Below are 26,441 nucleotides of genomic sequence, written 5' to 3' on the forward strand. Positions count from 1 at the left end.
CGGGCAACTCCGGCCGTGCCGGGCGCGTACTGGGCGGCATGTCGTCGCCCGCCGGTCCTCTTCCTGCCCCCGAATCCTCTCCGGCCGTGCCCGCCCTGGAGCTGCGGGACCTGCGGCGGCGCTTCGGGGCGCGCGAGGCGGTCGCGGGCCTGAGCCTGAGTGTGGCGCCCGGCGAGCTGTACGCCCTGCTGGGGCCGAACGGCGCGGGCAAGACGACCACCATCCGCATGATCGCGGGCCTGACCCGGCCCGACCAGGGCTCGGTGCGCATCGGCGGGCACGACCTGGGCACGCGGGCACGCGAGGCCAAGGCGCTGCTGGCCTACCTGCCCGACGACCCCCTGCTGTACGGCAAGCTCACGCCGCCCGAGTATCTGGAGTTCGTGGCCGGGCTGTGGGGCATGGACGCCCCGGCGGCAGCCCGCGAGGCCGAGCGGCTGCTGCGCTGGCTGAACCTGTGGGACCACCGCGCCGAGCGCACCGAGGGCTTCTCGCGCGGCATGAAACAGAAACTCGCGCTGGCCGGCGCCCTGATCCACGCCCCGCGCCTGATGCTGCTCGACGAGCCGCTCACCGGGCTGGACGCGGCGGCTTCGCGGCAGGTCAAGGACGCGCTGCGGGCCTTCGTGGCGGGGGGCGGCGCGGTGGTCCTCACGACGCACATCCTGGAGGTGGCCGAGCGCCTCGCCGACCGCATCGGCATTATCGCGGCCGGGCAGCTGGTGGCCGAGGGCACCCCGGCCGAGCTGCTGGCCCGCACCGGCACCGCCACCCTAGAAGACGCATTCCTAGCCCTGACCGGGCAGGCCGCCCCCCTGCCGGACGGGGGCGCATGAGCGCGCCGGGCAGCCTGCGCTGGCTGCTTGGGCAGCAGGTGCGCTGGCAGTGGCGCGCCCTGAGTCGCCGGGGACGCGGGGGGCTGCTGTTCCTGCTGGCCTTCGTGGTGATCGGAACGGCCGTGCTGTACTTCATGCTGCGCGGCCTGCTGGGCGATCTGCGGCTGGGTGGGCCGCTGCCCGACGCCGCGCTGGGGCCGGCGCTGCTGGCCCAGACCTTCCTGTTCACGCTGATGGTCTCGGCGGCGGTCCGGGCCTCGCTGGAGGCGCTGTTCACGCGCGGCGACCTGGACCTGCTGCTGCACTCGCCGCTGCCCGCGCGCACGGTGCTCGCGGCGAGGGCGCTGGGGGTGGCGCTGTCGGGGGCGGCCGGCGGGGCGCTGCTGCTGGGGCCGGTACTGCTGGTGCTGCTCACGCTGGGGGCGTGGCGCGGGCTGGGCCTGCTGGGCTGGTGGGCGGCGGCCGCGCTGGGGTCGGCCAGCGCCGGGCTGTGGCTCACGCTGGGGCTGGTGCGGGTGCTGGGGGTGCGCCGGGCGCGCGTGGTGGCCTCGGTGGTCGGGGCGCTGGTGGGGGGCAGCCTGTTTCTGGCCTCGCAGTGGCGCACGGTCACGGGGCAGGACGCGGCGGGACTGCCGGCCGCGCTACTGGGTTTCGCGCCGGGGGTGGGCGGCTGGCCGGGCCGGGAAGCCGCGCTGTGGTGGCCCGCACGGGCGATGTGGCTCGAACCCGGCCCGCTGCTGGCGGTGCTGCTGCTGTCGGCGGGCGCATTCGTCCTGACCGTGCTGGCCCTGACCCGGCAGTTCACGCTGGGGGTGCAAGAGGGTACGCCGCAGGCGGTCCGGCGTGCCGGTCCTGGCCGTGCCGGCCTGCGTTTTGCCAGCGGACCGCGCGCCACGCTGCTCAAGGAATGGCGGCTGCTGCTGCGCGACCCCGAACTGCTGTCGCGCACGCTGCTGCAACTGGTATATCTGGTGCCGCTGCTCGCGGCGGTGGGCCGGGACGGGGGGACCGGGGCGGCGGGTGGGGGGGTGGTGCTGCTCACGGCCAGTCTCGCCTCGGCCCTGGCCCGCCTGACCCTGGACGCCGAGGACGCCCCGGACCTGCTGGTCACGGCTCCGCGCAGCCCGGCGGCCCTGCGCCGCGAGAAGTGGCTGGCCGCCGCCCTGCCCGCCGCCCTGCTGGGGCTGCTGGCCCTGGGGGTGATGGGCGCGCGCGGCGTGTTCGCCGTCCATCCGCTCAGTGCCCCGGCGCTGCTGGCCCTGACCCTGCTCGGCACGGGCGGCGCGGCCCTGACCGTGCTGTGGCGGCCACTGCCGGTGCGCCGCGCCGACGCCTTCCGGCAACGCGAGGGGCGCCCGCTGGTCAACACGCTGCTGGGCGGGGGATTTCAGCTGGCCCTGAGCATCACGGCCTACGCGGCGGTGCGGGCGCTGGGCTGGGGGGTCCTGAGTCTGGCGGCGGCGCTCGCCCTGCTGGCGGTCGCCTACCGCCTGCGCCGCACCGACGACCGCTAGGCCACGTCCGGATCAGCTGGAGGCCGGGCGGCCGATGACGCTCTCGTACACCTCGCGTACCGTTCCGGCCATCTGGAGCCCGCTCTCGCTCGTCAGGTCGAGCAGGCTGACGATATAGGCGGGGTCCAGACCGGGATTGGTGCAGGCGCGCAGCAGGGCGTAGTGCACCAGGCTGGTCCCGGGGCGCGCGCCGCCCGCCGGGGTCCAGGCCTCACGCAGCCGGGGCATCAGCGCGGCGGCGAAGCGCAGGATGTCGGTCTCGTGGCGCGCGAGTTCCTTCTGGAGCTGCCCCACCGAACGCACGCCGATGTAGTGCAGCAGGCTGGTCAGGCGCTGCGGGCGCTCGGGGTCGGGCCAGCCCACCAGCAGGGTCACGTTCAGGGCGTCGGCCACCGCCTCGTCGAGCAGGCGGACCGGGGCCACGTCCAGCAGATAGGTCACGCTCTGCACGTCCACGAACACGCCCTCGGGTTCCTCGGCCACACGGACGGGCAGGTTGGCGGCGTAGTCGCGGTTCATGCGCGCCAGGGCCATGAATTCCTCGTCGGCCATCTCCAGCAGCCCCGCGAGGCGGTAGAAGCGCCGCCGGACCTCACGCGGCACGGCGTCGCGGTTCTTGTAGCCCAGGTCGTGTTCGATCTCGGCCCAGGCGTGTTGCAGGATGCTGCGGATCTGGATCTCGAAGCGCATCTTCTCCATGCCCAGCCCGGCGAATTCCGGCTCGCGGGCGGGCGGGTACACCACGTAATGCACGCCCAGATACCCGAACCGGTCGGGGTCGTGCATCTTGGACTTGTCCACCGAATGGTCCCAGTCCACCACGTACCCCGCCTCGACCAGTCCGGCGACCACCTGCACGTCCGACTCGAAGTAGGTGATGACCCGCACCGCCACGAGGTCGGTCACGTCGCCCAGCCGGGCGTAGCGCCCCGGCTTGCGCCGCAGCTTGTCGGCCAGACTCAGGGGCTGCTTGACCCGCCCGGTGACGTGGTGGATGTTCAGGCCCGCGCCGCGCACCAGCCGCCCCATCTGGGCCACGGCGGCGTCGCGCAGGGCCTCGTACTGCGCGCGCCAGGTCTGGTAGTCGCTGACCATCCGCTCGGGCGTGCTGCGCTGTGGCGCGGAGAGGTCGGTCATGGTTCATGATAGGCCCGCCGCTGCTCCCCGGCCGCCGCCCTTGTGTGAACCGCCGCCCCCACCTGCCGCCCCCGGCCGTGCTAGACCTCGCTATGCCCCCTGCCCCCCTCCGGCGAGGTCTGAACGCGCTGCTGCTCGCCTCGCTGCCTTCCGCTGCCCTGGCTGCGCCCACCGTGTACGTCGCCTACCCGCCGCCCGACCACCGGGTCACGGCCGACCACGTCATCCTGGAGGGCAGCGTGACCCCCGGCGCGGCCCTGAAGATCGGCGGCCAGAGTGTGGCGGTGGGGGCCGACGGCCTGTTCATGCTGTGGTGGCCGCTGAAAAACGGAGTCAACGACCTGCGGCTGGTCGCCACCCGCGCGGGCCAGAGCGCCGGCCGCAGCCTGCGTGTGACCCGCAGCGTGCCTGGTCCCCTCCCTGCCCGGCCCACCGCCATCGCGCCGGGCGACCTGCTGCCGGCGGCCGATGTGGAGTTCTGGGACGCGGCGGGCGATACTCCGGCCGAGCGGCGCGTGCGTGTGGGCTTCCGGGGCGCGCCGGGGGGCCGGGCCACCGTGCAGATCGGCGGCGGCGCACCCCAGCCCCTGCAAGAAGGCCCGGCCGGCACCTACAGCGCGGACGTGGTGGTCTCGCCCCAGACCCCGCTGACCCGCGCCGAGGTGGGTTTTGCTCTGACCGGCCAGGACGGCCGCCGCGTGACCCGCGCTGCGCCGGGCCGCCTGAGCGTCCTGGCCCCGGCAGCGGCGGGCGCCAGGACCGGGCACCCAGCGTCCCGGCAGCGTCCCCCGGCCTGGGCCTGAACAGCGCCGAGACGGTGCTCAAGGACCCGTCGGGCCGCCCCTTGCTGTATCCGCGCGGCGGCATGACCTTCACGGTGGTCGGGCGGCAGGGTGACGATCTGCGCGTGCGCCTCGCGCCGGGCCTGAGCGTACTCGCCCCGGCCAGGGGGGTGGCGCTGACTCCCGGAGGACCGACGCTGGCGCTGGCCGGGCCGCTGGAGGTGGACGGCGTGGCCGCTGCCCAGACCCCGGCGGCTCCGCTCACTGCCGAGGGGCCAGGAATGGCACAGACAGTCCCTGGTCCGGCCTGGCTGCCCGCCACCCCGGACGCGGCTCCCACGCCGTCCCTGCCCGAGCTGACGCCCCTGGCGGTTCCGGCTCCGCCGTCCGCGCCGCTGGTTCCGGGCCTTCCGGCCGCGACAGGCGACCTCCGGCTGCGGCTGCCGCTGGGGGGCGTGCGGGTGCCCTTCACCCTCGCGCAGCCGCGCCCGGACCAGCTCGTGCTGACGCTGTACGGCCTCGCCTCGCCGCCGGCCCTGGGGGCCCTGAGCGACCCGCTGCTGGCGGGGGTGGCCGTCACCTCGCCCGCCACGGGGGTCACGCAACTCGCCGTGAACCTGCGCGCGGCGCAGCTCTGGGGCTTCACGGCGGGCTACGAGGACGGCGACCTCGTGCTCGCGGTGCGGCGGCCCCCCACGCTGGACCCGGCGCGGCCGCTGGCGGGGCGGGTCGTTACCCTTGATCCGGGGCACGGGGGCACGCAGAACGGGGGGGCGGGCAGCTTCGGCGTGCCCGAGAAGGGGCTGGTGCTGCCCATCGCCCTGCGCGCCGCCGAGCTGCTGCGTGCCCAGGGGGCCACGGTCGTGCTGACCCGCACCGCCGACGTGACCCTGGGCCTCTACGACCGGGGTCAGCAGGCCGAGGCCGCGCGCGCCGACCTGCTCGTCAGCATCCACGCCAACGCCCTTCCCGACGGGCGCGACCCGCGCGGCATCCGGGGGCCGGAGGTGTACTTCACGCACCCGCAGGCGCAGGGAGTGGCCGGGGCCATCCTCGCCGCGCTGCGCGCCCGGCTGCCCGAACTCGGCGCGGGCCGGGGCCTGATGCCGGGGGCCGACCTCGCCCTGACGCGCCCGAGCACCCAGCCCAGCCTGCTCGTCGAGACGGCTTACCTCACCGACCCCGGTAACCTGCGCGCCCTGAGCAGCGCAGACGGCCGCGAACGCTTCGCCCAGGCCATCGCCGGGGGCATCGCGGCCTACTACGCGGCCCAGGCGCGGTAGGAGGAGGCTGGAGCCGATGCCAAAAAGGTGCGGGGCGTCTCACTAAGCGCCCCGCCGCCCCGGCCTCAGCGCAGCTTGGCCTGAATCCAGCTGCTCAGCTCGCTGATCTTCACGCGTTCCTGGGCCAGCGTGTCGCGGTCGCGCACGGTCACGGTGTCGGTCAGGCCGGGGTCCTCGCCCTTGCCCACGGTGTCGAAGTCCACGGTCACGCAGTAGGGCGTGCCCACCTCGTCGTGGCGGCGGTAGGCCTTGCCGATGTTGCCGCTGTCTTCGAGCAGCACGCGGCCCAGGCCCAGGCCCTGCAACTCGCCCTTGATGGTGCGGGCCAGATCGACGAGTTCGGGCTTGTTGCGCGCCAGCGGAATGACCGCCACCTTGATGGGCGCGAGGTGCGGCCGCAGCTTGAGGACGATGCGCTCGTTGCCGTTCTCCAGCGTCTCCTTGGTGAAGGCCTCGGACAGCACCGCCAGCATCGCGCGGTCCACGCCCGCCGACGGCTCGATCACGAAGGGCACGACCGGCTTGTTCGTCTCGGGGTGGGGGATGGTCAGCTTGGCGACGCTGTCGCTGTTCTCCTCGACCCGGGCCACCAGTCCCAGTTCGCTCTGGTTCTTGGTGTGCGAGCCCAGGTCGTAGTCGCTGCGGTTGGCGATGCCCTCGATTTCCTCGTGCCCCAGGGTGGGGTAGTCGTACATGAGGTCGTAGGTGCGCTTGGAGTAGTGCGCGAGGTCTTCCTTGGGCACGTCCAGGATCTCGATCTTGCTGCGCGGCACGCCCTGGGCTTCCCACCAGCTCAGGCGCTTTTCCAGCCAGTGCGCGTGCCAGTCCTCGTCGGTGCCGGGCGTGCAGAAGAACTCGATTTCCATCTGTTCGAGTTCCCGCACCCGGAAGATGAAGTTGCGCGGCGTGATCTCGTTGCGGAACGCCTTGCCGATCTGCGCGATACCGAAGGGCAGGCGGCGGCTCGTGCTGTCCACCACGTTCTTGAAGTTGGTGAAGATGCCCTGCGCGGTCTCGGGGCGCAGGTAGCCGTAGCTCTCGTCGTCGGCGACCGGGCCGATGGTCGTCTTGAACATCATGTTGAAGGGCTTGGGCTCGGTCCACTCGCCCACCTCGCCGGAAAAGGCGTCGCGCACGCCCGCCGCGCGCAGGGCCTCGCTCGCCTTGGCGGGGTCGGCGTTCAGCGCGGCGATCAGGGCCGGGAAGTTCTCGGCGTCCACACCCATCGCCGCCGCCACGCGGGCGATCACGTCGGCCTTCTGGTCTTTCACGAGGTGGTCGAGGCGGTAGCGCTTGTTGTTCTTCTTGTTGTCCACCATCGGGTCGCTGAAGGTCGCTTCGTGGCCCGAGTGGCGCAGCACCATGCGGTGCATGATGATGGAGGCGTCCAGGCCCTCCATGTCGTCGCGCTCGTAGACGTTGGTGCGCCACCACGCGGCCTTGATGTTGTTCTTCAGTTCCACGCCCAGGGGGCCGTAGTCGTAGAAGCCCTGCAGGCCGCCGTAGATCTCACTGCCCTGAAAAATAAAGCCCCGGCGCTTGCACAGGCTGACGAGTTCTTCCATCGAGGTTGCGGGCATCTGTGGCTCCTTTCGGGCAGAGGGCGTATTCGCGCCTTCTGCCCACAGCAATGCGCCCCAGGCGGGCACATGGCCGCCTGGGGACGCAGACAAGGCTGCGCGGTTCCACCCCAGTTCCGGCGCTGGTTTCCCCAGACCACCGGCCCTTTGTTTCTGCTCGGCTCCCCGCTGCCCTTCGCGGCCCGCCACCCGCCCGACTCTCACCGTCTCGGGCTCGCTCCTGGGTACGTGCGCCGCTACTCCTGCGGATCATGACCTGGGCCCCAGTCTGCGCCAGGGCGGGGGAGGGGGTCAAGCCGGGGACGCGGGGGGGCTCAGTTCAGGTCGCTGCGGCTGCCCTTCTCCTTTTCCTCGGCGCGGCGGCGCAGCTCGCTGGCGAGATCGGAAAAGTCGCGGGCGCTGGGCAGGGCCTGCCGGGTCTGGGTCTTGGCCTCCTGCACGACCTGGGCGCGCTCGCCACGTTCGGCGGGGGGCAGGCCGGCGCGGCGGCGCTCGAAGTAGTTCTGGGCGAGGCGCCCGAGCGCGAAGGTCCAGCCATAGACGGCGGGCGCGGTGATCAGGCCGCCGATGAGGGGCAGCGCCATCTTGGCGACCCCGCGCATGACCTGCCGGGCCGCGAAGCCGTAGGCGACGGTCGCGCCCAGTTCGCGGGCGATCTCGGCGGCGCGGGCCCCACTGACCTCGAAGCCGTAGATCTTGCCGATGTGCAGCACCATCTTGGCCTGCACCGGCGTGATCAGGAGAATGTCGGCGAAGGGGATCGGCTCGACGGCGATGGCCCCCGAGAGCAGCGCGGCGCTCTTGATGACCTCCTCGACATTCTCTTCCTGGCTCAGGCCAGGGTCCACATCGAAATTGAAATTGTCGAGCACCTGCTTGACGAGGGGCGGCAGCATGGCCGGAGTGTACCCCCTGCGCCCGCGCGTCCGGGCTGCGGCGAGCTTAACGCCGCTTCAGGGTCACGCGGCCCAGGCTGCCCGTCCAGACCAGCGTGTCGCCGCCCGGCCCGGCCTGCACCTCGGCGCGCAGCGGCGTACCCAGCAGGCGGTACAGGGCGTTCTCGGCCGCCATGTCCGGGCACAGCATCCGGGTGGTCGCCACCCCGCTGAAGTGCAGCACGTCGCCGCGCAATTCGGCCTGCCCGTTCATGGCGTTGCAGCCCCCCGCCCGGCCCGAGAGCCGCAGGCCGGTGGCCGTGCCGTCCGGGGTCAGGGTCAGGGCCGCCTCCCCGGGAACGCGCGAGGTCTGCGTGCCCAGCGTCACGGCCTGCACCTGCCACTCGCCGGCGAGCTGGGCGGGGCGCAGGGCCGTGGAGGGCGCGGCGGGGGGCTGGACGGCCGGGGGCAGCGGCGCGGCGCCGTTCGCCTGGAACACGAGGCGCTGCGCCCCACGCGCGTACAGCGTGAGGGTCTGGCCCTGCACGCGGTAGCGGACCACCTGCGACAGCACGCGCAGGTACGCGGTCTCGACCGTGCCCGCCACGCCGGGGCAGGCCCGCCGGGTCACGCCCAGGCGGCCCAGCTGCACCCGGCTGCCTTCCAGGGTGGCCGTACCCGAGAGGAGGTTGCAGCCGGTATGCCCACTGACCTGCCCGCCGGGGGCGACCCGCAGGGTGGGCGCGGAGGGCCCGTCGGGCGCGAGGTCCAGCCGGGTCACGCCGTCGGGGACCAGGGTGCGCAGGGTCCAGCCCGTGCCGGTCAGGGCGGGGTCGGAGACGGGGCCACCGGCGACGGCCAGCAGGGTCAGGACAGAGAGCAGGGACATGGTGGGTCCGTTTTACCGTCTCCCCGTGACCCCGCGCTGACGCGGGCCGCGCTTTGGCGACCCGCAGTCTGGGACGGGGCGGGGGCGGCCGGGGCGCGCAGGCGCGTAGAATGCCCGCACACGCCGGACCTTCAACCCAACGCCGTTTCGACTTTTTCCCACGGGCAGGCCGCTCGCCGTGCCCGCCGCAAGGAGCCTGCTCATGGAAGACCGCCGTATCCGCATCCTGATTGCCAAGCCGGGCATGGACGGCCACGACCGGGGCGCCAAGGTGGTCGCCCGCGCCCTGCGCGACGCGGGGATGGAGGTCGTGTATACCGGCCTGCGCCAGACCGCCGAGATGATCGTGAACGCTGCCCTGCAAGAGGACGTGGACGCCATCGGCCTGAGCGTGCTTTCGGGGGCGCACCTGCACTATTTCCGCGAGGTCATGGAACTGCTGCGCGAGAAGGGCGCGCAGGACATCATCGTGTTCGGGGGCGGCATCATCCCCGACCAGGACCTGCCGGTGCTCGCCGAGTTGGGGGTGGGCCGCGTGTTCACGCCGGGGGCCAGCACCGAGGACGCCGCCACCTACCTGCGTGAGGCCGTCGCCCAGCGCTGGCAGACCCAGGCCGGGGCCTAGGCGCCCGTGAAACCAGGCGCGGCGCTGCCCGCTCCCGCCTCCGTCCCGGCGCCGGCCGGGCGCGTGCCCGCCTCCGGCCTCGCGGCGCTGTACGTCTCGCAGGCGCTGGCGACCGGGGCCACCACGGTCAGTACCATCCTGGCGAGCATCATCATGGGGGGGCTGGGGCAGGGGCAGCTCTCGGGGCTGCCCAGCACCCTCATCAGCCTCTCGGCGGCGCTGTCGGCCGGGGCTTTCGGGGCGTACATGCTGCGCCGGGGCCGCCGGCTGGGGCTGGGGCTGGCCTTCGCGCTCGGGGCGCTGGGGGCTGGGCTGGGCTTTCTGGGCGCGCGGCTGGGGCTGGTGCCGCTGTTCCTGCTCGGCGCGGCCATGATGGGCGGCGCGCAGGGCGGATACCAGCAGGCGCGCTACGCGGTCGCCGAGAACGTGCCGCCCGCCCGCCGGGGCCGCGCCCTGGGCCTCCTGATGCTCATGAGCGTGGCGGGGTCCTTCGTCATGACCGGCTTCGCCCGGCCTGTCGAGGCGCTGGGGACGGCCCTGGGCACCTCGCCCGAGGTCGCGGGCTGGCTGGTGGGCGGCGCGCTGCTGGGGATCGCGGCGCTGCTCGTGCTGGGCTGGGGGCCACGCGTGCCGGCGACGGCGGCGGCCCGGCCCCCGGCCCCCCACTGGCGCCTGACCTTCGCGCAGCCGGGGGTCCGCAGCACGGCGCTGGCCCTCGCCACCGCCCAGGGCGTGATGGTCACGCTGATGAGCCTCACGCCGCTGCGCGCCCACCACATGGGCATGGACCACGCGGGGGTCGCCGCCCTGATCAGCGGGCACATCCTGGGCATGTTCGGCTTCGGCTGGTTCACGGGGCCGCTGCTCGACCGCCTGGGCCTGCGCTTCGGGTACGCGGCGGGGGCGGGGCTGCTGGTCGCGGCGGCCCTGAGCGCGACCCTGTCCGGCACCGCGTGGCTGGGGGTCAGCATGTTCGTGCTGGGCCTGGGCTGGAACCTCGTGAACCTCAGCGGCAGCAAGGCCATGACCCGCTTTCCCGCCGCGCAGGGCGCGACCGACGGCCTGGGTTACGTCGCGGCGGGCCTGGGCACCTTCCTGGGTGGACTGGTCATCGCCCGCGCGGGCTTCGGTACGCTGGCGGGGGTGTGCGGGGCGCTCTCGCTGCTGCCGCTGCTGGCCGCGTGGCGGGCCGGGCAGCGGTAGGAACACGTGCCGGGGCCGCTTTTCAAAGCGGGCGGGCCACCTTCCTGAAGAGGGTGGCCCGCAGCTGTTCTGGCGGAACGGGAGGGATTCGAACCCTCGATAAGCTTGCACCTATACACGCTTTCCAGGCGTGCTCCTTCAACCACTCGGACACCGTTCCAGCGCAGAGCAGACTAGCGGCTTCCGGGCCGCAGGTCAAACGCAGGTCCGCTTCAGGTATAGGGATCGCTGAGGTAGCCCCGCACGACCTCCAACGGGGCGAAGGTGCCTGCGCGCAGGGCGGCCTCGGCGGCGCGGGCTTCGGCCCAGGCCAGGTCGTACTGCCGGGCGCTGACCAGGCCTGCCTGGAGGGCGGCGTCCAGCTCCTCCACGTCGATGATCTCGGTGTCGGTCACGCGCCAGGTGCCGCCGGGCTGCACCTCGCACGCCGCCAGCACGTCGAGGTACAGGTCGTTGATGTAGGGCGCGCCGTCCTCGTCCACACCCACGCCGTCGCCCACGTCCACGTAGAGCTGCACGGGCACGCCCGAGGGACCGAGCTGCACGGTCAGCGCGTGGTTGTGCCCGGTGGGCGAGTAGTGTACCCAGCGGTAGCCGTTGTCCAGAATCCGCAGGTCACGGCCCAGGAAGCGGACGACCAGCGGGGCCGTGACCTCGTGCGCGACATAGTCCACCAGGGTTCCGTGGGGCAGGGCCAGCACCGTCTCGTCCTCTCGGGCGACCCGGTGCCAGCCCCGGCGACTGGCGCGTTTGTGTTTCATGCGTGTAGCGTAGCGGAGCCCGGGCGGTCCCGAGCGAGGAGCGGAGCCGCGGCTCCCGCCGCTCAGTTCTTGCGCAGGTCCTTCCAATTCGTGCCGGTCATGAAGCTGACCATGGGGTTGTAGGTGTCGGCCGAGATTCCGCCGAGGTTGCTGCGGTAGAAGATGTAGTTCACGGCGGCGGGCAGGTTGATGTACGGCGCGAGGTCGTAGGTGCGGGCGGCCACGCGCGAGTACAGGCGGGTGCGCTCGGACATGTTCACGGTCTGGCGGGCGGCGCGCAGCCAGCCGTCGGCGCGCTCGTCGCGGTAGTTGCTGCGCGGGGCGTAGTAGCCGTCCGAGGCGTAGTAGGTGTACATGAAGTTGTCGGGGTCGGCGTAGTCGGGGGCCCAGTTCAGGATGATCATGGCTTCCTCGCCCCGGCCCGAGGCGTCGAGCATGTCGCTCCACTGCTTGGGCTGGATGTTCACCTTGAATTTGGGGTTGAGGGCCTCGACGTTCTTCTTCAGGATTTCCATCGCGGTCTGGGCGGTGACGCTGCCCGCGCGGTAGTTGGCCGTCAGGACGAAGCCGTTTTTCCAGACCTGCCCGCCCCAGGCGCGCTGGAAGGCGCTGCGGGCCTGCGCGGGGTCGAAGCGGTAGGTGCGCCCCGAGGCGTCGTAGCCGGGGAACACGTCGGGCAGCAGCATGGTGCGCTGCGTGCCCTTGCCGCGCAGCACGTCGCTGATGTACTGCGCGTAGTTGAACGAGTACGAAAAGGCCCGGCGCACGTCGTCGTCCGAGAAGAAGTCGCGCGGAATGCCCTTGCCGTCGAGCTTGCCGCTGCCCAGCAGCCCGCCCGCCTTGATGGTCTGGTTCATGACGATGGCCCCGGCCGTGACGTTGGGCAGGTTGTCGAGCCACGTCACCCCGGGCCGGCCGCGCAGCTGCGTCTCGTCGGGGGCGCGCCCGCCGCCGTCGATCAGGTCGGCGTCGCCGCGCAAGAAGGCCTGCTGGCGCGAGGCGAGTTCGGAGACCTTCTGCTGCACCACGTTGCGGATGGCCGGCTTCTGGCCCCAGTAGCCGTCGAAGGCCTGCGCCACGAAGGTGTTGGCGTCCTGCCGGGAGAAGCGGTAGGCCCCGGTGCCGTTGGGCGCGCGGCTGAGCTTGGTCTCGGAAAGGTCCTTGCCGATCCAGGCCTTCCAGTCGGCCTCGGTGCCGCTCCACTCGCCCAGGCGGGCGCTGTAGGCACGCTCAATGACCGACTGCCCCGAGTAGGCCAGCTTCGCCAGGAAGGCCGGGTCCACCTTGGGCAGCGTGAACACCAGTTGCCCGGCGGCGTTGCACTTGACGGCCGCCGTGATACGCGCCCAGGTGATGCTCTTGTCCTCGTAGGCGTTGCTCTGGGTGCCCAGCAGGCTCTCGGCCATGAACCAGTTGCCGTTGCTGCTGTTGTTCGTCACGATATTGCGCCGGAAGGTGTACTCGGCATCGGCGCAGGTCATCGTGGCCCCGCTGTGGAACTTCACGCCGGGCCGCAGGTCGAAGGTATAGGTCTTGCCGCTGTTGCTCACGGCCCACTTGGTCGCCAGCAGGGGTTCCAGGCGCGTCAGGCTGTTGCCCCGGTAGGTCAGCAGCGTCTCGTAGAGGTTCTCGACGATGGCCCCCGACGCCGTGTCGTAGGTGCCGCCGGGGTCCAGGGTCGGGATGTCGCTGCTCGACTGGACGACGAGGGTGTCGCGGGGCGAGGCGGCCAGGGCGCTGCCGGTCAGCAGCAGGGCACCGGTCAGGGCGGCGCGGGCAGAAAGTCTGGGCATGGAGTCTCCTGTGGGGCGGGCGGGGGTGAAGTCAGCTCCCGGTCAGCTCGGGCGAGGACCCGGCGACGCTAAAGCCTGTCTTCACACTCAACTCATACAAGGCAGAGGATGGCTTTTCTTAAGGCGCAGATGACCCGCTGGTCATCTGGGAGATGTCCAGGGCGGCGGGCCGGGTGCCATGTCCCGCGCCGGGTGGAGTAGGCTGCGGCAACCACGGCGCGCGGGCGCCGCCGGTCATGCCCGGGACCGCAGCGACATCCCTCTCCAGGCGGTTCTGTGAGACGCCCCCCGGCATGTGCAAGGAGCGAAGATCATGCGGAAGTTCTATACGTCGGAATCGGTTTCCGAAGGCCACCCGGACAAGCTGGCCGACTACATCTCGGACAGCATCCTCGACGAGTTCCTGCGCCAGGAACCCGGCAGCCGCGTGGCGGTCGAGACACTGCTGACCACCGGCATGGCGGTCGTGGCCGGCGAGGTCACGGCGCATCAGGCCCACGTGGACGTGCAGCGCACCGTGCGCGAGGCCGTGCAGCGCGTGGGGTACACCCGCGCCAACTACGGCTTCGACGCCGAGTACAGCGCGGTGCTGGTGTCGCTGCACGAACAGTCGCCCGAGATCGCGGGCGGGGTCAACCACAGCGAGGAATGGCGAGGCATGTCCGAAGCCGAGCGCGCCGACCCCGCCAACGCCTACTCGGTGATCGGGGCGGGCGACCAGGGCCTCATGTTCGGGTACGCGACCGACGAGACCCCCGAGCTCATGCCGCTGCCCATCGCGCTGGCGCACGCGCTGACGCGCCGCCTGGCCGAGCTGCGCAAGAACGGCACGCTGCCCTACCTGCGCCCCGACGCCAAGGCCCAGGTGACGGTCGTGCGCGACGGCGAGCCGCACGAGGCGACCGAAACCTTCGTGGACACCATCGTCATCTCGGCGCAGCACAGCGAGGACGTGACGCAGGAGCAGATCCGCGCCGACCTGCTCGAGCACGTGGTGCGCGCGGTCATCCCGGCCGAGCTGCTCACCGGTGAGACGAAGTACTTCATCAACCCCAGCGGGCGCTTCGTCATCGGCGGGCCGCACGGCGACACCGGCCTGACGGGCCGCAAGATCATCGTGGACACCTACGGCGGCGCGGTGCCGCACGGCGGCGGGGCCTTCTCGGGCAAGGACCCGACCAAGGTGGACCGCAGCGCGGCCTACTACGCGCGCTACATCGCCAAGAACCTCGTCGCGGCGGGGCTGGCGAAGCGCGCCCTGGTCGAGGTGGCCTACGCCATCGGCCGCGCCAGCCCGGTCAGCCTGCGGGTGGACACCTACGGCACCGGCACCCTGAGCGACGAGAAACTGGCCGAACTGGTCGCCGCGCACTTCGACGCCCGGCCCCAGGCCATCGTCGCCGAGCTGGACCTCCAGCGCCCCATCTACGCCCAGACGGCGGCCTACGGGCACTTCGGCCGCCCCGAGTTCCCCTGGGAACAGACCGACAAGGCCGACGCGCTGCGCCGGGCCGCCCAGGGCTGAGCAGGACCGAATTCAGGTAAGGGAGAAGGCCGGGGTGAGCATAGTTCCCCGGCCCTCTGCTGTGGCCCTCAGAGCAGTATTCAGAGGGATCGAGGGTTTTCCTCAGTCCCTCTGAATCGCGTACCTGAGATGCCAGGGGCCAGCGGTGGAGTGGAGGGGCGCGCGGTTGCCCCTTCCGCGCAACTGAGAACCGCCCTCAGCGGCGTTCGAGTTGCCCAGCGGCGCGCTCGGCGTAGGCCACGTCGAACTTGCGGCGCAGGGCCTCGGCGCTGGCGCGCGGCACCATCTCGGAGACGTCGCCGCCGTAGCTGGCGATTTCGCGCACCATCGAACTGCTCACGAAGCTCCAGCGGGTCGCCGCCATGATGAACACCGTCTCGACCTCACCGATCTGGCGGTTGAGGTGCGCGATCTGGAGTTCGTACTCGTAGTCGCTCACTGCGCGCAGCCCCCGAATGATGATGCCCTTCTGCTGCTGGGCCATGTAGTCCACGAGCAGCCCGCCGAAGCTGTCCACGCTGACGTTGCCCAGGTGGGCGGTCGCGCCCCGCAGGATGTCGAGGCGCTCGTCGAGGTCGAAGAGGTGGCGGCCCTGCTTGCGGGCGTTGTGCATCACCGTCACCGTGACCTGCTCGAAGATGCGGCTGGCGCGCGTGAGCACGTCCATATGGCCGCTGGTGATGGGATCGAAGGAGCCGGGAAAGACCGCGTTCATGGCGCGTCTACCTTAGCTCAGCCGAAGCCTCGTCCGGCATCGGCGCGGCCCGCCAGTAGAGGGTCAGGGAGTTGCTGCCGTACTCGCGCACCTCGCGCTCGTAGCCCTCGGCCTCGGGCAGCGCCGTGCGGTCAGGGTGCTGGCAGATCAGCACGCCGCCGGGCCGCACGACCCCCGCACGGAAGAGGCTGCGCGTCACCGAAGGAATGTCGGCCTCGTAGGGCGGGTCGCTGAACACCACGTCGAACTGGCCCAATCGGGGCAGCAGCGACAGGGCGTCGCCGCGCACGATCCGGGCAGGCAGGTCCAGCGCGCGGGCATTGGCTTCCAGCGCCTTGACCGCCCGCAGGTCCACCTCGGTCAGCGTCACGGCGTAGCCCCGGCTGGCCGCCTCCAGGCCGATGGCTCCGCTGCCCCCATGCAGGTCCAGGAAGCCCGGGAACTGCGCGGCGGGCGCGCGCGAGGCGAGCAGGTCGAACAGACTCTTGCGGATGCGCGCGCCGCTGGGCCGCGCACTTTCGGGCACCTGCAGGGAGCGGCCCTTGGCGCTTCCGCCCAGAATCCGCAGGCTCATGGCCGATACCTCATCGCGTGTCCTTCATCGGCCGCAGCGTAGCGCCAAAAAAAGCCGGAGCGCACGGCTCCGGCCTTCATGTGGATATTTGATCTCAGTTGAGGCTGACGGCCGTGCACAGCACGCCGCTGTCCGAGGGCGTCCCGGCAAAGTCGCTGGCGCCCTGCACGTTCAGGTACGCCGCGCCGCTCAGGGCCGCCGTGGGGATGAAGCCGTCGAGGCTCAGCTTGCCGTCCTTGTCGGCCTGGCCGGTGAGGCGGCTGGTCGCGATGGCCATGCCGCCGCTGCACACGCTGCCCGAGGTGGCGACGGTGGTCGTGGTGGTCATGGTGCCCACGGCGGCCATGTCGGTGGTCGAGGTCGTGCCGGTGGCCTGCGTCTGGGCCAGCGCGCCACCCGCGATTGCGCCGCCTGCCGAAGTCCCGGCCGTGGCGGTTGCCGGGTTGGTCACGGTAGTGCTCGCGGCAGCGCCGGCAGGAGCAGCCGTGGCGGTTGAAGTGGTCGTGGTGGTCGTCGCACCCGTGCCGGGGGTAAAGTACCGGGCCGTGTAGATGGCGTAAGGGGCCAGACCGGTCAGGGTGATGGTGGTGCGCGTCACGCCGGGCACCTGACCGATGGACACCGTGCCGGCCGGGCTGTAGGTCGGGGCGAGCGACTGCACCGTGGCCGGGCGGGACAGGGTGTAGGAGCTCATGGTGGGGCCGGCGACCCCGCAGGAGGCGAGAGCGATGGAGATGGCCGGAATGATCAGAGCAAGTTTCTTCATGATGTTCCCCCTTGGAAATATGAGATGATCCTTCCCAAGAACAGGGTCGCCAAGTGTAAGGCGAGCAACTTTGTTGGATGAACGTAAAGCGAGGAATCAGAAATGGGCAAGCTGCGGAACAGGGGCCTGGAAGAGGGTTTTTGATGCTCTTACCGTGTATCTGGGGGCCGGGCATGAGAATCCGACGCGGGTTTCCCATGAAGCGGCTCTTCTCATGTGTCTGCGGGCCCGCTCCGCGCCTGTGAGCCTTCCGCCCGAACTGAGCGCGGCGCTGACGGCCGGAGGGCGCTCCAGCCGCTTCGGGCAGGACAAGGCCCTGGCGAAGCTCGGAGGCCTGACCCTGCTGGAGCGGGCGGCAGGCAGCCTGGAGGGCGCCGGCCTGCGCCTGCTGGTGGCGCCGCCGGGCCGTTACGTCCTGCCGGGCTGGCTGGGGGTGCCCGATACCCGTCCGGGCGAGGGACCGCTGGCCGGGCTGGAAGCGGCCCTGGCGGAGGTGGCCGCACGGCGCGGCGCGGGCTGGGTCGCGCTGTGCGGCGTGGACCAGCCGGCCCTGACCCCGGCCTACTGGGCGGCGTTGTGGGCAGCGCGGGCGGTGCCCGGCACCCTGGCGGTGCAGGCCCTCGATCCCCAGGGGCGGGCGCAACCCCTGGCCGCGCTGTACCACACGGCCCTACGGCTCCGTCTGACGGCGATGCTGGATGGCGGCGAGCGTCGGCTGCGTCTCGCCGCGCCTCCGGAAGCTACCGCCACCGTCGCGGGGCTTCCCGGAGGGGTGTTCTCCAACGTCAACCGGCCGGAGGACCTCGCGGCGCTGGAGCGGCAGCTCGGGATGGGCAGGCCGGGGGAGGGCTGAAGGGAAGCGGACCTGGCCGGAGGCCGCTGGCCCGCGTGGCCGGACGGCTGCGGCGGGGCGGGCCGCTATCATCCGGGGCATGATCCCATCAGACCTTTCGGGTGCCCTGGACCGCGAGCAGGCCAACGCCGAGCTGTTCGAGCTGCTGCGCATTCCCTCGGTGAGCGCCGACCCCACGCGCGCGGCCGACATGGCCCGCACCGCCGAGTTCCTGCGCGCCAAGCTCGGCAAGCTGGGCTTCGCGGCCCGCGTGGAGGCGACCGCCGGGCATCCGGTCGTGTACGCCGAGCGCCTCCAGGCGCCGGGGCGGCCCACCGTCCTGATCTACGGGCACTACGACGTGCAGCCCGAGGCCCCGCTGGAAGAATGGACCACCCCCCCCTTCGAACCGACCGTGCGCGACGGGCGCATCTACGCGCGCGGCAGCACCGACGACAAGGGGCAGGCCTACGCGCATGTCAAGGGTGCCGAGCTGCTGCTTTCGCGCGGCGAACTGCCCGTGAACGTGAAGTTCCTGCTGGAGGGCGAGGAGGAGGTCGGCAGCCCCAACCTCGATACCTACCTGCGCGAAAACGCCGCGGAGCTGGCCGCCGACGTCATCGTGATCTCGGACGGCAGCCGCTTCGCGCCGGACGTGCCGACCATCACCTACGGCGTGCGCGGCCTGAGCTACGTCGAGCTGCACGTGCAGGGAGCCAACCGCGACCTGCACAGCGGCAGCTACGGCGGCGCGGCGCCCAACCCCATCAACGCGCTGTGCGAGATCATCGCCCGCCTCAAGGACGACCAGGGCCGCGTGACCATCCCCGGCTTCTACGACGGCATCGAGCCCCTCACGGACGAGGAGCGCGAGATGTGGGCGGGCCTGCCCCACAGCGACGAGGCCTTCGCCGCGAGCATCGGCGTCTCGGCGCTGCCCGGCGAGGCGGGGTACACGACCCTGGAGCGCATTTGGGGCCGCCCGACGCTGGACGTGAACGGCATCTGGGGCGGATACCAGGGCGAGGGCAGCAAGACTGTCATCGCCGCGAAGGCCGGCGCCAAGGTCTCCATGCGCCTCGTGCCGGGGCAGGACCCCGCGCGCATCACCCGCCTGATTCAGGAGTACGTGCCCCAGATCGCCCCGGCGGGCGTGACGGTGGAGGTCCTCGACCACCACGGCGGGCAGCCGGTCAAGCTCAGCACCGACAGCCCCTACATCCGCGCCGCTGACCGGGCGCTGGAGCGGGTGTACGGCAAGCCGGCCGTGTTCGCGCGTACCGGGGGCAGCATTCCCATCGTGGCGGCCTTCACCGAGATCCTGAAGGCCCCGGTGCTGTTCGTGGACTTCGGCCTGAACGAGGACGCCCCCCACAGCCCCAACGAGAGCTTCGCCGTGCAGGACTACCACAACGGCATCCTGACGAGCGCCTACCTGCTCGAAGAGCTGGGCAAGTGAAGCTGGAGCGCCGGTGAAGCTCGCCTTCCTGGCCTCGCACGGGGGCAGCGCGGCGCGCCACCTCGTCGCGGCGTGCCGCAGTGGAGAGCTGCATGCCACGCCCCTGGCCCTGGCGAGCAACAACAGTCGCTCGCCGGCCCTGGCCTGGGCGCGGGAGGAGGGTCTGGCGGCCGCGCACCTCAGCGCGGCACGCTACCCCGACCCGGCGGCCCTCGACGCGGCGCTGCGCGATTTCCTGGTAGGCAGCGGGGCCGACACGCTGGTCCTGAGCGGCTACATGAAGGCGCTGGGACCGCAGGTGCTGGAGGCCTTCGCGGGGCGGTTGCTGAACATCCACCCCAGCCTGCTGCCTCGCCACGGCGGGCACGGCCTGTACGGCGACCGCGTGCACGAGTCGGTGCTGGCGAGCGGCGACGCCGAATCGGGAGCGACGGTGCATCTGGTCACGGCCGGCATCGACGAGGGGCCGGTGCTGGCGCAGGCGCGCGTGCCGGTGCTGCCCGGCGACACCCTGCCGGCCCTCAAGGCCCGCGTGCAGGCCGTCGAGGGCGCGCTGATGCTGCGCGCCGTGCAGACGTTGGCTGCTCGGCCGTAGACCCGCGGGCAGCATGGGGGTCGCTGCCTTGAGGCGGTCATGCTGCCCGCGGCGCCCTTCGGATTCATTCGCTCTTGCTCGGTCCTCAGGAGGGCACGTCCTGAGGCAGAGGTCTTAATCCTGTATTAGGGCTGCCGCGATGCTGGCAGGCAGTGTCCGGGCAAGGCGCTCGAGGGTGCGCTCGGCGGCGGAGCGGGCCATCTTCTCGAAGGCCGCGCCGCCCCACCCCGCTCCCTCGGGCACGCTGAGATGCGCGCGGAACTCGAAGCCGAAGGCCATGTCGCCCTGCGCGTCCGTCCGGGCGACTCCTCCGACCTCGACCCAGGCGCGTTCTTGGTCCAGGGCCTGGGGAAGCAATTCCGCGCCGTCCGGCGTGACGTGCAGCTGGCTGCAAAAGGGCAGGTCCACCTCGCCCAGCAGGGGCACGGCCACGACCAGCTCGCCGCGCACCTGCCAGGTATCGGCGTGTAGACCGCGCAGGAAATCCACGGCGGCCAGGGCGCGCGCCGGGTCGCGCACGAAGGCCAGCGCCGCCCCCGCGCCGCCGGGGTGACGCAGCGTGAACTGCTGGTGGGCCAGCAGGATCAAGAGGTGGCCTCCGGGGCGCGGCGGGTCAGTCCACCCATTCGATCACCAGGCGGCCGTTCTGGGCGGCGTCCTGCAACTCCTGGTCGCCGGCGCTGCGCAGCCGGGGCAGATGCGAAAAGCGCGGTGTGGCCGAGGCGTAACCCAGGCGCACGACCACGTTGTCGCTGAGTTCGTCCTTCCCGATGCGCCAGACCAGCTGTCCGCCCAGGGCTTCGAGTTGACGCGCCAGGTCCGGGGGCAATGCGGGAGAAGAGGTCATGGGGCCATTGTAGCCCGCGCGCTCCGGTCCGCTCTCATGAACGTCCGGCAAAGCGGTGCTATCTTCCTGCTCGCTGCCGAGAGGCTGCCGCCCCCAAGGGTTGTTAGCTCAATGGTAGAGCAGCTGACTTTTAATCAGCGGGTTCTGGGTTCGAGTCCCAGGCGACCCACCAGAAATTCCCCGTCCTGCGCGGGGGTTTTTCTTTGGTCCAGACCTGCGGGCGTGCCAGGGTGCAAAGAAAAGCCGGCCGGAGGACAGTGCCCCCGGCCGGCCTGTTCCGAATTCAGAACTTCAGGGTGTACTCCGCGAAGCCGTCGTCGCGGGTGCGCACGAGGGCCGCGCCGGCCGGCAGCGTCTTCTGGGCGTTGGGGCTGCTCGTGACCAGCAGGGTCGCGCCGGGAATCGGGGTGAGCTTCCAGTTGCCGTCGGCGGCCGGGTTGACCGTCTTCTGCGCCTGGAAGAAGCCGATGAGGGCCTGACGGGTCTCGTCCGGGGCCTGAAGCACGATGTTCTTGCCCGTCAGCGCGGGGAACTTACCGCCGCCCGAGGCGCGGTAGTTGTTGGTCGCCACGATGAACTGCTGCGCCGGGTCGATGGGCTTGCCCTGGTAGCTCAGGTTCTTGATGCGGTGGGCGCCCGCGTTCACCAGGTCGCCGGCCGTGTTGTAGCGGCTGGGCTGGGTCACGTCGATCTCGTAGCTCACGCCGTCGATCACGTCGAAGTTGTAGGTCGGGAAGGCCTCGTTGACCAGGGCCTGCGGCTCGGTCTTGGCCGGGTCGATCTGGTTGAACTGCCCGGCCGAGCGCTCCAGCCACTCCTGCACCTGCGCGCCCGTGACCTGCACGGCCTGCACGGTGTTGGGGTACACGTACAGGTCGGCGACGTTCTTGATCGCCAGGGTGCCGGCCGGAATGTCGGTGTAGTAGCTCGGGCCCGAGCGGCCCCCGGCCTTGAAGGGCGCGGCGGCGCTCAGCACCGGCAGGTCCTTGTACTGGGTACCCGCCAGGGCCTTTTTCACGTAGTCGGTCTGGGCGTTGCTCACGAGCTGCACGCTGGGGTCGTCCTGCACGAGTGCCCAGTAGGAGGTGATGGGCGCCGAGAGGTCGGCCACCTTGCCGCGCACGTAGGCCAGCGTACCCTCGTGGGCGGCCTTGACGGCGGCGGCAATACGGGGGTCGGGCGTGACGAGGCTCTTCTTGGCCGTCTTGTCCCAGATGGGCCGGATGCTCGCCGCGCCGGTTTGGATGCTCCACTTCTGGGCCTTGCGGTCATAGTTCAGCTTCAGGTCCACGATGCCCAGATCGTTGCCCCAAAAACCCGCCATCACGACCGGCTTGCCGTTGATGGTGCCGTTCTTGATGTCCGCGCCGGGAATGTCCTTGTACACCGGCCCAGGGAATTCCTGGTGGCTGTGGCCGCTCAGGACCACGTCGATGCCCGGCACCTTGGTCAGCTCAGTCGCCACGTTCTCCTGGCCGGGCTTGTAGTCGGCGTTGATGCCGCTGTGCGCCACCGCCACGATGATGTCCGCGCCTTGGGCCTTCATCTGGGGCACGAACTTGCGGGCGGTTTCCACGATGTCGGCGGTCACGATCTTGCCGTCGAGGTTGGCCTTGTCCCACTCCACGATCTGGGGGGGCAGCAGGCCGATCACGCCCACGTTGATGACGTAGGGGCGGCCCTGGGTGTCGTAGACCGTCCGGCGCTGGATCAGGTAGGGCGTGAAGGCGTTGTCGCCCGGCTGGCCGCTGCCGTTGTCCTTGTAGGTGTTGGCGCTCACGATGGGCATGGGGGCGGCGGCCACGACCTGTTGCAAGAAGGGCAGGCCGTAGTTGAACTCGTGGTTGCCCAGGTTGCCCGCGTCGTACTTCAGCAGCTTCATGGCGGCGTGCATGGGGTGGAGCTGCCCCGGCTGGAGGGGGCGGACCTTCGCCACGTAGTCGCCCAGCGGCGTGCCCTGGATGAGGTCGCCGTTGTCGTACAGCAGCGTGTTGCGCTTTTCCTTGCGCGCGTTCTGGATCAGCGTGGCGGTGTACTCGAAGCCGAACTCGCCGGTGGGCTTGTCCTGGTAGTAGTCGTAGCCCAGCGCGTTGGTGTGCAGGTCGGTCGTTTCCAGGATGCGCAGGTCGACGGTCTGGGCCCCGGCGGCCGTTGCCAGCAGGGCCGTCATCAACATGAAAGTTTTCTTCACGCCCCGCAGAATACGCCGCCTGCCCAGAACCGTGGTCAGGGTCGTGTCCGGACGCCCTGAACGCCCACGGCCAGGGCCTACAGGGAGGCCGCCAGCCGCTCGAACAGCGCGGGCACCGGGGGCGTGGCCCCGCCGGGAACCCACCCGAAGCGGCGGTCACGCGCCGGGCCGTCCTCGCCCACCCCCAGCCCGCCGGGAAACAGCGGCGAGAGGTCGCCCAGACCCTCCACGATCCGCGCGCCGGGCCGGGCCAGCAGCTCGCCGGTCAGGGCCTCGACCTCGCGGGCGTGCCCGAAGTGCCACAGGTGCAGCTCGCCCTCCTGCTCCCAGGCGAAGCGCGGCGCGTGGGCGGGCAGCTGCGCCAGCGTGCCTGGCCCGGCGACGTGGCGCGCGCTCAGGCCGGGACGCAGGCGCAGGGTGAGCTCCAGGGCCTCGCCCAGCGCCCCGAAACTGCCGACGAAGGGCCGCGTGAGGTCGTAGCCCTGCACGTTCTTCACCGTGCGGCCCCCGGCGCGCACCACCCGGCCCGAGCGGGTGCGCAAGGCCACGCCCAGCACCTCCGCCCCGAAGAAGAAGGTCTGCCCGAAGCCCCCGCGCGACACCAGTCCGCCCACCCCGCCTGGCAACTCGACCGGCGCGAACGGGGGGTACAGGCCCGGCGGCAGCGCCGCGTAGACCTCGGCCAGTGTCACGTCGCCGGTCAGGGTCAGTGTCTGGTCGCCGGGCGAGAGGTCAAGGATGGGCATGGGGGGCCTCCAGCTCGCCGGGCAGGATCTTGCCGGGGTTGAGGCGGTCCTGGGGGTCGAGCGCCCGCTTGACGCTGCGCAGCACGTCCAGCGACTCCGGGTCCACCGCGTCGCGCATGAAGTCGCGTTTCATGGTGCCGATGCCGTGCTCGCCGCTCAGCACGCCGCCGTGCCGGATGGCGACCAGGGCGATCTGGTGGGCGAGGTGGTGCACGGCTTCCTCCGACTCGGTGCGCGGGTCGAACAGGATGTTGGGGTGCAGGTTGCCGTCCCCGATGTGCCCGAACTGCACGACCGGAAAGGGGCTGGCGTCGCCCAGCGCGCGGATCTCGCGCACGACCTCGGGCAGCACGCTGCGCGGCACCACGATGTCCTCGTTCATGCGCTGCGGCCGGATGCGCCCCAGGGCGGGGGAGACGCTGCGCCGGGCGCGCCACAGGGCGTCGCCCTCGGCGTCGGTGGCCGCGCGGCGCACCTCGCCTCCAGCCTCCAGGCAGGCCGTCTCGACAAGGGCGCGCTCGGCCTCCACGGTCTCCAGGTCGTCGCCGTCGGTGTCCACCAGCAGTACGGCGCCCGCCTCACGCGGCAGCCCCAGGTGCAGGTAGTCCTCGACCGCGCCCACGCAAGCCGTGTCCATGAATTCCAGCTTGCTCGGCACCGCGCCGGCCGCGATGGCGCGGCTCACCGCCTCGGCGGCCTGCCCGACCTCCGCGAAGTGGGCCATCAGCGTGCGCACGTGGCGGGGCGGCGGCGTGAGGCGCAGCGTCGCCTCGGTGATCAGGCCGAGCGTGCCCTCCGAGCCGATCAGCAGCCCGGCGAGGTCGTAGGCCCCGCGCGTCAGCTCGTGGACCTCGCCCGCCTCGTCCACGAATTCCAGGGCCTGCACGTAGTCGCCGGTCACGCCGTACTTGAAACAGGTCGGCCCCCCGGCGTTCTCGCCGAGGTTGCCGCCGATGGTGCTCGTCCGGAAACTGGCCGGGTCGGGCGGGTACACCAGTCCGTGCGGGCGCGCGGCCTCGGTGACCTTCAGCGTGACCACGCCCGCCTGCGCCCGCGCCTCGCGCCGCTCGGGGAAGATGTCGAGCCGCGTCATGCGTGTGAACGAGATGACCAGCCCTTCTTGCAGCGGCACCACGCCGCCGCTCAGGCCGCTGGCCGCCCCGCGCCCCACGATGGGCACGCCCGCCGCCCGCGCCGCACGCACGGCCGTCACCACGTCGGCGGTGCTCTCGGGCAGCACGACCGCCAGCGGCGTCTCACCGAACGCGATGGCGTCGTAGCGGTAGTTGCGCCGCTCGGGCAGGCTGCTCAGCACCTTGCGGTCCCCCAGCAGCCGGGTCAGCTCGGCGGCCAGCGCGTTGTCGGGCGTGCCCGGCGAGGCGGGCTTGCGGGCGCGCGAGGTGGTGGTCAGCGCCCACTTTTCGGGCAGGCGGGGTAATTTGAGGCTCACAGTTCCCCCCGGTAGGCGAGGTCCAGCACCTCGACGGTGTGCATCACCGGCACGGGGCTGCCCGAGCGGCGCACGTGGCTCTGGATCTGGGTGTGGCAGCCGATGTTGCCGCTGGCGATCAGGTCGGGCGCGGTCGAGAGGATATTTTTCGCCTTGCGGGCGCCCAGCTGCCCGGCCAGTTCCGGCTGCTCGAGGTTGTAGGTGCCGGCCGAGCCGCAGCACAGGTCACCCTCGGGCACCTCCGCGACCGTGACGCCGGGAATGGCCTTCAGCAGTTGCCGGGGCGCGAGGCGCACGCCCTGCGCGTGGGCGAGGTGGCAGGCGTCGTGGTAGGCGACCGTCAGCGGCCGCGAGGCCGGCAGCGGCGGCTGGAGGTCGCCCGAGGCCAGCAGTTCGGCGAGGTACTCCGACACGTCGCGCACCTTGGCCGCGAAGGCGCGGGCCTGCGCCTCGTCCTCCAGGCCGTGCAGGACCGCCGGGTACTCCTTGAGGCCCGCGCCGCAGCCGGCCGCGTTGCTCAGGATGGCGTCGTACTCGTCCGGGTCGAAGGCCGCGAGATTGGCGCGCACCAGCCGCAGGGCCTCATTGCGCGCGCCCGTGTGCAGCGCGGCGGCCCCGCAGCAGCCCTGGCCCTCCGGAATCACGACCTCGATGCCGTTGCGGCTCAGCACCCGCAGCGTCGCCGCGTTGAAGTTCGGCGCCAGCGCCTGCTGCGCGCAGCCGACCAGAAAGGCCACCCGGCCCCGGCGCTGGCCGCGCGCGGGCGTGAACTCGGCGCTGGGCTCCATCACCGGGACGTGCTCGGGCAGCAGGTCTAGCGGTGAGCGCAGGGCGGCGGGCAGCGCGGGCGCGAGCGGCTTGGCGTACTGCCCGAAGCGGGCCGCCACGCTGAACAGCTTCGGCGCGGGCAGGGCCTTCAGGATGGCGAAGCGTTTGGCCCGGTCAAAGGCCGAGCGCCGGCGCTGCGGCTCGCTCCAGCCCCGGAAACTGGTGATGAGTTCGCCGTAGGGCACGCCGCTGGGGCAGGCGGTCACGCAGGCCTGGCAGCCCAGGCAGCGGTCGAGGTGCGGCGCGGCCAGCTCCAGCTCCAGGCCGCCTTCGAGCACCTCCTTCATCAGGACGATGCGGCCGCGCGGGCTGTCCATCTCGTCGCCCAGCAGCGCGTAGGTGGGGCAGGCGGGCAGGCAGAACCCGCAGTGGACGCAGGCGTCGACCGCATGTGCCATGACCTCGCCCTGCGGCCCGATCTCGCGCACCGGAATGTCGTTGTTCATGGCCTGAGCCTCATGCCCGACAGGATAGGCGGCTCCGCCCGGCCGAAAGGAAGCAGGGCTAGAAACGGCCCTCCGGTGTGCCACGTCACTGCCCCCAGGGACCCCCCCCGGAAGCGGACGGAGAGGAACCGCTTCCATTCGTTCGTTCGGTTGACAAACCAATGAGATGAAGAGCAGCATAAGTCCAAC

The 26,441-nt window shown here is 71.6% G+C and carries 25 protein-coding genes and 2 tRNA genes; 11 read left to right on the forward strand and 16 right to left on the reverse strand.

All coding sequences use genetic code 11. From position 1 onward, the window contains the following. The first annotated feature begins 38 nt into the window (after positions 1-38). Together DGO_RS04765 and DGO_RS04770 are read left to right on the forward strand one after the other, a co-directional pair. Entirely contained in the window at positions 39-836 is a 798-nt protein-coding gene (locus DGO_RS04765; protein WP_014684351.1) for an ABC transporter ATP-binding protein, read from the forward strand. Continuing rightward, the gene (locus tag DGO_RS04770) at positions 833-2,350 is read left to right on the forward strand and encodes a hypothetical protein (RefSeq protein ID WP_014684352.1); all 1,518 of its coding nucleotides are present in this window, start codon (positions 833-835) and stop codon (positions 2,348-2,350) included. The genes DGO_RS04765 and DGO_RS04770 overlap by 4 nt, the downstream gene beginning before the upstream one ends. 12 nt (positions 2,351-2,362) lie before the next feature. Here DGO_RS04770 and DGO_RS04775 read toward each other — a convergent pair whose 3' ends face one another. Further along, positions 2,363-3,487, reverse strand: a complete 1,125-nt coding sequence (locus DGO_RS04775) for a GTP pyrophosphokinase (protein ID WP_145975247.1) — start codon at positions 3,485-3,487, stop codon at positions 2,363-2,365. Between the two features lie 92 nt (positions 3,488-3,579). Between DGO_RS04775 and DGO_RS24195 the strand changes: the two genes are divergently transcribed. Next, positions 3,580-4,290 (forward strand): hypothetical protein, encoded by a 711-nt coding sequence (locus DGO_RS24195; RefSeq protein ID WP_043801110.1) that lies wholly within the window; start codon positions 3,580-3,582, stop codon positions 4,288-4,290. Between the two features lie 41 nt (positions 4,291-4,331). Further along, positions 4,332-5,552, forward strand: coding sequence for an N-acetylmuramoyl-L-alanine amidase (locus tag DGO_RS24200; RefSeq protein ID WP_226991494.1), 1,221 nt, complete (start codon positions 4,332-4,334; stop codon positions 5,550-5,552). Between the two features lie 65 nt (positions 5,553-5,617). Here DGO_RS24200 and DGO_RS04790 read toward each other — a convergent pair whose 3' ends face one another. The 3 genes from DGO_RS04790 to DGO_RS04800 all read right to left on the reverse strand — a co-directional run bounded on the left by DGO_RS04790 (position 5,618) and on the right by DGO_RS04800 (position 8,896). Continuing rightward, positions 5,618-7,132 (reverse strand): glycine--tRNA ligase, encoded by a 1,515-nt coding sequence (locus DGO_RS04790; protein WP_014684354.1) that lies wholly within the window; start codon positions 7,130-7,132, stop codon positions 5,618-5,620. Positions 7,133-7,446: 314 nt separating this feature from the next. Then, positions 7,447-8,028, reverse strand: coding sequence for a YcjF family protein (locus DGO_RS04795; protein WP_014684356.1), 582 nt, complete (start codon positions 8,026-8,028; stop codon positions 7,447-7,449). 46 nt (positions 8,029-8,074) lie between these two features. Further along, positions 8,075-8,896 (reverse strand): META domain-containing protein, encoded by an 822-nt coding sequence (locus DGO_RS04800; protein WP_014684357.1) that lies wholly within the window; start codon positions 8,894-8,896, stop codon positions 8,075-8,077. 202 nt (positions 8,897-9,098) lie between these two features. On the opposite strand from DGO_RS04800, the gene DGO_RS04805 reads away from it, so the two are divergent. Then, the gene (locus tag DGO_RS04805) at positions 9,099-9,521 is read left to right on the forward strand and encodes a cobalamin B12-binding domain-containing protein (RefSeq protein WP_014684358.1); all 423 of its coding nucleotides are present in this window, start codon (positions 9,099-9,101) and stop codon (positions 9,519-9,521) included. Between the two features lie 63 nt (positions 9,522-9,584). Then, positions 9,585-10,724 carry an MFS transporter gene (locus tag DGO_RS04810; protein ID WP_014684359.1) on the forward strand — a complete coding sequence of 380 codons (1,140 nt, stop codon included), beginning with the start codon at positions 9,585-9,587 and terminating at the stop codon, positions 10,722-10,724. Between the two features lie 70 nt (positions 10,725-10,794). On the opposite strand, the gene DGO_RS04815 is transcribed toward DGO_RS04810, so the two are convergent. From DGO_RS04815 to DGO_RS04825, 3 genes are all read right to left on the reverse strand, one after another. After that, a tRNA-Ser gene (locus DGO_RS04815) sits at positions 10,795-10,884 on the reverse strand. A 52-nt stretch (positions 10,885-10,936) separates the two neighbouring features. Next, positions 10,937-11,485: a DUF402 domain-containing protein gene (locus DGO_RS04820; RefSeq protein WP_014684360.1), complete on the reverse strand. Its 549-nt coding sequence runs from the start codon at positions 11,483-11,485 to the stop codon at positions 10,937-10,939. A 62-nt stretch (positions 11,486-11,547) separates the two neighbouring features. Beyond that, on the reverse strand, positions 11,548-13,278 hold the full coding sequence (locus DGO_RS04825; protein WP_014684361.1) for an ABC transporter substrate-binding protein: 1,731 nt from the start codon (positions 13,276-13,278) through the stop codon (positions 11,548-11,550). Positions 13,279-13,591: 313 nt separating this feature from the next. Here DGO_RS04825 and metK point away from each other — a divergent pair, with 313 nt between their 5' ends. Next, a complete protein-coding gene (gene metK / locus DGO_RS04830) occupies positions 13,592-14,803 on the forward strand; it encodes a methionine adenosyltransferase (protein WP_014684363.1) in 1,212 nt (403 codons plus the stop codon). Between the two features lie 196 nt (positions 14,804-14,999). On the opposite strand, the gene coaD is transcribed toward metK, so the two are convergent. The 3 genes from coaD to DGO_RS04845 all read right to left on the reverse strand — a co-directional run bounded on the left by coaD (position 15,000) and on the right by DGO_RS04845 (position 16,858). Further along, positions 15,000-15,518 carry a pantetheine-phosphate adenylyltransferase gene (gene coaD / locus DGO_RS04835; RefSeq protein ID WP_014684364.1) on the reverse strand — a complete coding sequence of 173 codons (519 nt, stop codon included), beginning with the start codon at positions 15,516-15,518 and terminating at the stop codon, positions 15,000-15,002. Between the two features lie 7 nt (positions 15,519-15,525). Next, entirely contained in the window at positions 15,526-16,092 is a 567-nt protein-coding gene (locus DGO_RS04840; protein ID WP_014684365.1) for an RsmD family RNA methyltransferase, read from the reverse strand. A gap of 94 nt (positions 16,093-16,186) precedes the next feature. Next, complete coding sequence (locus DGO_RS04845; protein ID WP_014684366.1) at positions 16,187-16,858, reverse strand: hypothetical protein; 672 nt, start codon at positions 16,856-16,858, stop codon at positions 16,187-16,189. A gap of 241 nt (positions 16,859-17,099) precedes the next feature. On the opposite strand from DGO_RS04845, the gene mobA reads away from it, so the two are divergent. The 3 genes from mobA to purN all read left to right on the forward strand — a co-directional run bounded on the left by mobA (position 17,100) and on the right by purN (position 19,744). Continuing rightward, a complete protein-coding gene (gene mobA, locus DGO_RS04850; protein ID WP_043803227.1) occupies positions 17,100-17,711 on the forward strand; it encodes a molybdenum cofactor guanylyltransferase in 612 nt (203 codons plus the stop codon). A gap of 79 nt (positions 17,712-17,790) precedes the next feature. Continuing rightward, a complete protein-coding gene (locus tag DGO_RS04855; RefSeq protein WP_014684368.1) occupies positions 17,791-19,149 on the forward strand; it encodes a dipeptidase in 1,359 nt (452 codons plus the stop codon). Positions 19,150-19,162: 13 nt separating this feature from the next. Then, complete coding sequence (gene purN / locus DGO_RS04860; protein WP_014684369.1) at positions 19,163-19,744, forward strand: phosphoribosylglycinamide formyltransferase; 582 nt, start codon at positions 19,163-19,165, stop codon at positions 19,742-19,744. 114 nt (positions 19,745-19,858) lie between these two features. On the opposite strand, the gene DGO_RS04865 is transcribed toward purN, so the two are convergent. Both DGO_RS04865 and DGO_RS04870 read right to left on the reverse strand, forming a co-directional pair. Continuing rightward, positions 19,859-20,332: a DUF3809 domain-containing protein gene (locus tag DGO_RS04865; RefSeq protein ID WP_014684370.1), complete on the reverse strand. Its 474-nt coding sequence runs from the start codon at positions 20,330-20,332 to the stop codon at positions 19,859-19,861. Positions 20,333-20,357: 25 nt separating this feature from the next. Further along, the gene (locus DGO_RS04870; protein ID WP_014684371.1) at positions 20,358-20,591 is read right to left on the reverse strand and encodes a DUF3248 domain-containing protein; all 234 of its coding nucleotides are present in this window, start codon (positions 20,589-20,591) and stop codon (positions 20,358-20,360) included. A 97-nt stretch (positions 20,592-20,688) separates the two neighbouring features. Between DGO_RS04870 and DGO_RS04875 the strand changes: the two genes are divergently transcribed. Next, positions 20,689-20,763, forward strand: a tRNA-Lys gene (locus DGO_RS04875). A gap of 111 nt (positions 20,764-20,874) precedes the next feature. Here the strand turns inward: DGO_RS04875 and cpdB are convergent. The 4 genes from cpdB to glcF form a co-directional block, all read right to left on the reverse strand. Beyond that, positions 20,875-22,767, reverse strand: coding sequence for a 2',3'-cyclic-nucleotide 2'-phosphodiesterase (cpdB, locus tag DGO_RS04880; RefSeq protein ID WP_043801114.1), 1,893 nt, complete (start codon positions 22,765-22,767; stop codon positions 20,875-20,877). Between the two features lie 92 nt (positions 22,768-22,859). Further along, complete coding sequence (locus tag DGO_RS04885; RefSeq protein WP_014684373.1) at positions 22,860-23,528, reverse strand: DUF5639 domain-containing protein; 669 nt, start codon at positions 23,526-23,528, stop codon at positions 22,860-22,862. Next, positions 23,515-24,978 (reverse strand): FAD-binding oxidoreductase, encoded by a 1,464-nt coding sequence (locus DGO_RS04890; RefSeq protein WP_226991455.1) that lies wholly within the window; start codon positions 24,976-24,978, stop codon positions 23,515-23,517. The genes DGO_RS04885 and DGO_RS04890 overlap by 14 nt, the downstream gene beginning before the upstream one ends. After that, on the reverse strand, positions 24,975-26,252 hold the full coding sequence (gene glcF, locus DGO_RS04895) for a glycolate oxidase subunit GlcF (RefSeq protein WP_014684375.1): 1,278 nt from the start codon (positions 26,250-26,252) through the stop codon (positions 24,975-24,977). The genes DGO_RS04890 and glcF overlap by 4 nt, the downstream gene beginning before the upstream one ends. Positions 26,253-26,441 lie beyond the last annotated feature (189 nt).

The organism is Deinococcus gobiensis I-0 (genome assembly GCF_000252445.1).
Taxonomy (GTDB): Bacteria; Deinococcota; Deinococci; order Deinococcales; family Deinococcaceae; genus Deinococcus; species Deinococcus gobiensis.

Coding starts and splice junctions, on each gene's coding strand:
- DGO_RS04790 (WP_014684354.1), bottom strand. CDS start 7,132: ATGCCCGCAACCTCGATGGAAGAACTCGTCAGCCTGTGCAAGCGCCGG.
- DGO_RS04885 (WP_014684373.1), bottom strand. CDS start 23,528: ATGCCCATCCTTGACCTCTCGCCCGGCGACCAGACACTGACCCTGACC.
- cpdB (WP_043801114.1), bottom strand. CDS start 22,767: ATGTTGATGACGGCCCTGCTGGCAACGGCCGCCGGGGCCCAGACCGTC.
- DGO_RS04845 (WP_014684366.1), bottom strand. CDS start 16,858: ATGAAGAAACTTGCTCTGATCATTCCGGCCATCTCCATCGCTCTCGCC.
- DGO_RS04855 (WP_014684368.1), top strand. CDS start 17,791: ATGATCCCATCAGACCTTTCGGGTGCCCTGGACCGCGAGCAGGCCAAC.
- DGO_RS04825 (WP_014684361.1), bottom strand. CDS start 13,278: ATGCCCAGACTTTCTGCCCGCGCCGCCCTGACCGGTGCCCTGCTGCTG.
- coaD (WP_014684364.1), bottom strand. CDS start 15,518: ATGAACGCGGTCTTTCCCGGCTCCTTCGATCCCATCACCAGCGGCCAT.
- DGO_RS04770 (WP_014684352.1), top strand. CDS start 833: ATGAGCGCGCCGGGCAGCCTGCGCTGGCTGCTTGGGCAGCAGGTGCGC.
- DGO_RS04840 (WP_014684365.1), bottom strand. CDS start 16,092: ATGAGCCTGCGGATTCTGGGCGGAAGCGCCAAGGGCCGCTCCCTGCAG.
- DGO_RS04765 (WP_014684351.1), top strand. CDS start 39: ATGTCGTCGCCCGCCGGTCCTCTTCCTGCCCCCGAATCCTCTCCGGCC.
- DGO_RS04795 (WP_014684356.1), bottom strand. CDS start 8,028: ATGCTGCCGCCCCTCGTCAAGCAGGTGCTCGACAATTTCAATTTCGAT.
- DGO_RS04870 (WP_014684371.1), bottom strand. CDS start 20,591: ATGACCTCTTCTCCCGCATTGCCCCCGGACCTGGCGCGTCAACTCGAA.
- DGO_RS04775 (WP_145975247.1), bottom strand. CDS start 3,487: ATGACCGACCTCTCCGCGCCACAGCGCAGCACGCCCGAGCGGATGGTC.
- DGO_RS04800 (WP_014684357.1), bottom strand. CDS start 8,896: ATGTCCCTGCTCTCTGTCCTGACCCTGCTGGCCGTCGCCGGTGGCCCC.
- DGO_RS04805 (WP_014684358.1), top strand. CDS start 9,099: ATGGAAGACCGCCGTATCCGCATCCTGATTGCCAAGCCGGGCATGGAC.
- metK (WP_014684363.1), top strand. CDS start 13,592: ATGCGGAAGTTCTATACGTCGGAATCGGTTTCCGAAGGCCACCCGGAC.
- DGO_RS24195 (WP_043801110.1), top strand. CDS start 3,580: ATGCCCCCTGCCCCCCTCCGGCGAGGTCTGAACGCGCTGCTGCTCGCC.
- DGO_RS04820 (WP_014684360.1), bottom strand. CDS start 11,485: ATGAAACACAAACGCGCCAGTCGCCGGGGCTGGCACCGGGTCGCCCGA.
- glcF (WP_014684375.1), bottom strand. CDS start 26,252: ATGAACAACGACATTCCGGTGCGCGAGATCGGGCCGCAGGGCGAGGTC.